This is a genomic window from Roseofilum sp., from assembly GCF_982964205.1.
Genome location: NZ_CEZBFX010000190.1, coordinates 1 through 5,155, shown reverse-complemented (window position 1 = coordinate 5,155; position 5,155 = coordinate 1). Strand labels below are relative to the sequence as shown.

Annotated in this window: 4 protein-coding genes; all 4 read left to right on the top strand. The window is 40.0% G+C overall.

The genetic code is table 11. The annotated features are described in order from the left end of the window. Positions 1-451 precede the first annotated feature (451 nt). The gene (locus tag AC3A14_RS23980; RefSeq protein ID WP_487779204.1) at positions 452-1,717 is read left to right on the top strand and encodes a hypothetical protein; all 1,266 of its coding nucleotides are present in this window, start codon (positions 452-454) and stop codon (positions 1,715-1,717) included. Between the two features lie 23 nt (positions 1,718-1,740). Then, on the top strand, positions 1,741-3,516 hold the full coding sequence (locus AC3A14_RS23975) for a hypothetical protein (protein ID WP_487779203.1): 1,776 nt from the start codon (positions 1,741-1,743) through the stop codon (positions 3,514-3,516). Positions 3,517-3,760: 244 nt separating this feature from the next. Beyond that, complete coding sequence (locus AC3A14_RS23970) at positions 3,761-4,348, top strand: hypothetical protein (RefSeq protein WP_318736358.1); 588 nt, start codon at positions 3,761-3,763, stop codon at positions 4,346-4,348. A gap of 57 nt (positions 4,349-4,405) precedes the next feature. Further along, positions 4,406-4,987 (top strand): hypothetical protein, encoded by a 582-nt coding sequence (locus AC3A14_RS23965; protein ID WP_318736356.1) that lies wholly within the window; start codon positions 4,406-4,408, stop codon positions 4,985-4,987. Positions 4,988-5,155 lie beyond the last annotated feature (168 nt).

The window sequence follows — 5,155 nt, the reverse complement described above, 5'->3', positions numbered from 1 at the left end:
TAGTGACTGAAGAAGAGACGAAAAAGCAGAAGGTACCAGAATCCAATTCGGTTTGGGGTTTAATCGGGTTGGGTGTTTTTGGAGTTTGGAAATTTATCGGTTTGAGGAATCGGAAGTCGTGAGAGTTAAAGTTATTACCAATATAGTGACAAATCCAGTAAAATTACTGTGACTTTGATTCCCTGATACAGGTAGTATCTAGCCAACATGAATGAAAGCAGTTTTATCGAAGTTGATGGGATTCGCTTTGAAACCCTTGTACCCAAGCGAGTATTAACTCTGCCCAAGAAAAACCTAATTCAAAAACTTTCCGACCTAGAAAAGCATCTATCCAATAGGTGGTATTTGCTTTCAAACAATTATGCCAAACCATCAACCAGTCATTATTGGAGATCCAGTTCCTAGTTTGTTGAATCTTTAATTCAACTAGACGTTCGAGAAGAGAAAAATTATGATCTTAGAGCTTTTTAACAACTTATTTTTTAAAGAAAAGGGGGTTAACATGAGGATTTGGGAGCCAGAATTAATAGCATTGCCAATTCCCAAAAATGCCTCTGATGCCAGTATCGAAATCGAGCTTACTGTTTATGTAATTAATAACACCCTCGAATCCGTTCGTCTTCATCCAAATGACGCTCTGATGCCCGAACTGATAACCTCAAAGGGTCAAATATTACAGCCAGAAGTAGCTATAGAGGAATCTTTGAAGAATCTAGAGAAAATTCAAGCTATTAGGAGGAGAGCGCTCGGTGGCAGATTTCCATTGACTCGTTGGCTCTCAAATTTAGTTTTTAGGTTAAGACGACCACCCAAGATAATAAATCTTGACGATAGCTTAATCGAACCTGGAGAGGGCAAAAAAACTTCTCCAATTGTCAGGCTACTTTGGTATAATAACAAACTACAGCTAAAATTTATCAAACAATTTAGTTACTTACCAGTCAGTTTCAAGCTAAACGACAGTTGGTGTTTTCACGATCTGCAAGCAGATACCTATCAATTGAGGTTTACTAGAAAGAGTTCAAGCGATCGCACCTCAGCAGATTTGAACCCGGAAACGAAAACAGAGGCGATCGCTCCAGCTTTGGCAACTCAATTCCTAAGTCTGAGCTTGCAAGAGCCAGTAGGGCCTGACAACAGTGCGGTAGAAGTTAATGGGATTCGCTTTGAAACTCTAGTGCCGCAACCAAGGGTAATAGTTCCGAGGTCGCAACCAAACGTAAGAGTTCGGAATCCGCGCTTAGACCCCTATACTCTCGTAGAGATTGGTATTCGTATTAGCAACAACACCTCCAGTTGTTTTCGGTTCAACTTATTTGCCAGCTTGATTCCACAACTGATAGGAACGGATGGTCAACCAATAGAGGCTGCCTATGGTTGTAGCTTAACTATAATACCAAAAGAATCAGATTTTCCTATAGTTAAGCCGGGAGAGAGTCTGACATTTTTTCCCAAGATAGCACAACTGTTTTGGGTGAAGGGAGAGCTTTTTTGCCTGAGCATTCCAGCCGGAGATGGAGGTGGTTGGGTTTTTGGATCGCTTTCTTTAGGAACCTATCAAATTAATTTTATATACAAAAATCAAGATAGGACAGTAGAAATACTAGATAAAGAAGGGAGAAATGCGAAATTACTGGAAGACATCTGGGTAGGGATGGTATTTACTCCATCAATCACTTTTAGTTTAGTTAGGTCTGAAACTGAAAAAATTCTCTAGGCAATAAAAAAGTAGTCACTATTTTGTTGATAAATAACATAGGAGCGATAAAAGTGCAAAAGCAAAGTACATTCATACTTTTTCTGACAACAACTCTCCTGGGAATATTGCCAACTAGGTCTAGCTTGGCATTCTCGATTACTCCTCCTCCCTCAAACTTCTACAGATACACAAAGCCTTACTTTGTTGATATTGACAAGGGTATATGGGGTTATACTCAATTAGACGCATGGCCAGAGTCGGACCCCCGGCGGTATTTATCGAGAGGACAGGTTATTGAAATCAAACAAGGGGGAACCACAGGATTACTGAACTTACTAGAAAGTGAGTTTCCCAACTGGAACTTTGAGGAAACGGGAAACTTACAAGGTAGTTTTGATATTCAGGAATATTACTCGTGTGCTCCAAACCCTCTAGGATATGAGTGGTGTGGTCGTCACACATTGAATAGTGTCGGAGCTCATATTAGATGGAATTATAACCCCCAACCATTCTCTTTCGATCCCCAAGGTGATAATGTTCACTGGATTCAAAGGGTTATCGCTACCTTTTCACCATACAAAACAGTACCACCCTCCGGATATTTAGATTTCATCGATATTGTTCCTGGTCAGCAAAATCCTTACTACGATACTGAAGGAGCTGCCGAATCAGACTATTTTAGAGATTCTCCAGTATACAACTTTCCACATATAGAGAGTTTCTTTTATGCAGAAACTTACCTTGTTGAGGAAATCGCACCAAAGAAAGTAAAAATTTACAATGGTGTTAGATGGGGATGGGAAAACAAGATATCTCCCATTAAACTTGCAGAAAGTTTTTCTGAGAGCCTAAGTTCTGGTACAGAAGTAGACGACTTCAGCGTAGATGGACTAACTCCAGGAACACCATATATGGCTTGGACTAACAATAGCCTTCCTTCAAACCAATGCAACCCAAACACATATCTGAGGGGAGACAGTCAGGACGGTTCTTGGCTTTATGATGAAAATAGTAGTCCTGAAGGAGATGGTTTTGCTTCAGCAATTTGGGGGACTGTTCCTAGTAGTGGTACTGTTAATTTATCTGTTGGGGTGGCATCGGGCGGTCGCCGTGGAGAAGATGAAGGTAACTACGAGCTTTTTGTCGCTTTATTAGATCCTCAAGACTTACCATCTGACATTTACCCCGTGAATAATGGGAGTAATATTGCACTCGGCGGTAGCGGTGGTGGTGGCATTATAGTCGGCGGTAGTGGCGGTGGTGGAATCATAGTCGGCGGTAGCGGTGGCGGTGGAGTCGATTGGGAGCCTCCTGGTCGCACTCAACAAAACCCCATATTCCCCAGTAGCATTGACTCTGATGGCTGGCAAATCTTCTCTAACGTTCCCGGTTGTCGCTGGTATGACCCACCCATAGAGAAGGGATTTGAATTTGTCGCCACCGATGACACTCTATTTACAGAAATTCTAGATTTTCCCGTGGGTGACGACGATTTGTTTACAGTTATGGTTGACGACCTAATTCTGGGAGAGTTTAGTCCCGGAGATAGAGTCGATTTTCTTTCCTTACTCGGCTCAGGTGTTTCCCGGTTTAAAGTAACTGATATTGATTATTTCATCGGCGATACAGAAGAAACCTATTTTCCGATTCAACTGGCATTTGATAAAAATGTGGGCAGTTTTAAGATGCGTCCGATAGTGACTGAAGAAGAGACGAAAAAGCAGAAAGTCCCAGAATCCAATTCGGTTTGGGGTTTAATCGGGTTGGGTGTTTTTGGAGTCTGGAAATTTATGGGTTTGAGGAATCGGAAGTCGTGAGAGAGGTGAGTCATTACAAATATAGTGACCAATTCAGTAAAATTACTGTAGCCTTGATTCCCTGATACAGATAATGTATAGCCAACATGAATGAAAGCAGTTTTATCGAGGTTAATGGAATTCATTTTGAAACCCTTGTACCCAATAGGTGGTATTTGATTTCCAACAATTATGCCAAACGATTAACCAGTCATTATTGCATATCCAGTTCCTAGTTTATTGAATCTTTAATTCAACCATACGAATGAAACCTTTTGAGACCAGAGTCACTGAAGTTGATGGTATCCATTTTGAAACTTTAGTATCAGAACAAGTGTTGACTATACCCCCGAAAAAAATTGATGCTTATACTCCTGTGGAGTTTGGAATTCGAGTTACTAATCTCTCGTCATCACCTTACCGCTTTATTTTCTTTTACTTAGTGCCAGAAATTGTTACTACAGATGGAAAGCAACTTAATAAAAACGGTGGTATCAATCCAAATTATTCTCCTTATCGAGCTGAATTTGTTTGGCTCTCTTTTGGGGATAGTGTTACTTCTTTACTACAGTGCAAGCTTTTGTGGATCTTCTTAGAGAAAAACATACCTAATGAAAGGGATAGAAACCATTTTGGATCTATCTCTAGCCTTGTACTTTACGGTCTTAACAACTGTGGTCATCAATGGATGTTTATAGATCTGAGTCCTGACTCTTATCTAGTTCGGTTTCCATATCCACAAATGGCAAGCGAGGAAAAACTGGGTAATATAAATAAAAATGTTCATGATATTTGGGCTGGTAAAGTGTTAACACCTTGGACAGAGTTTAGTCTGATTCAATCCTATACTTAAGAGAATAAATCGAGTTCAAGATAGTTTACAGATAGAGATTGGAAGAATATTAAAACCATGAAACCTGTATTGACTAAAGTGACTGAAGTGGAGGGAATCTTTTTTGAAACTTGGATATCAGAACCAGTATTGATTATTCCGCCCAAAGAAGTGGATGCTTATACTCCTGTGGAATGGGGCATTAGTGTTGCTAACAATTCACCTCATTCTTACCGTTTCGTCTTCTTTCACTTAGTGCCAGAAATTATCAAAGTAAATGGAGAAAAAATTAAACTTGACTATGGTTCCAATGCAACTTGTTCTCCTTATGGGTGTGATTTTATTTTACTCAAACCAGGAGAGAGAGTGAGTTCTGTTGTCAATGGTAAGCTTTACTGGCTTCTGGAGGAGCAGATACCTCAAGACTCAGAAAATCGGTTTCTAGCTCAGGAAACCCTCAGAATTCAGGGTCGTAACAGGTTTGGTGGTATATGGAGTTTCTGGAACCTAAGTCCAGATACATATTTTGTTCGTTTTTCGTATGAGAAACGAGCTGCTAGGGAAAAACTGCGTGGTACTAATGAAATTGTAGAGGATATTTGGGTAGGTAAAGTCTTAACACCTTGGGCAGAATTTAGCTTAGTTCTGCCTTCAATTTAAAGATTTTAAGGAGTTAAAAATAGCTTGTTCGTTTGCCTGATGGCGATCGCTCGCCACAACTGAATCCTTACAGTATAACCAATGTTTTCTAATTCAGTAATATTACTGTATCTTTGATCTCCTGATACAGGTAATATCTAGCCAACATGAATGAAAACAATTTTATCG

Coding starts and splice junctions, on each gene's coding strand:
- AC3A14_RS23965 (WP_318736356.1), top strand. CDS start 4,406: ATGAAACCTGTATTGACTAAAGTGACTGAAGTGGAGGGAATCTTTTTT.
- AC3A14_RS23970 (WP_318736358.1), top strand. CDS start 3,761: ATGAAACCTTTTGAGACCAGAGTCACTGAAGTTGATGGTATCCATTTT.
- AC3A14_RS23980 (WP_487779204.1), top strand. CDS start 452: ATGATCTTAGAGCTTTTTAACAACTTATTTTTTAAAGAAAAGGGGGTT.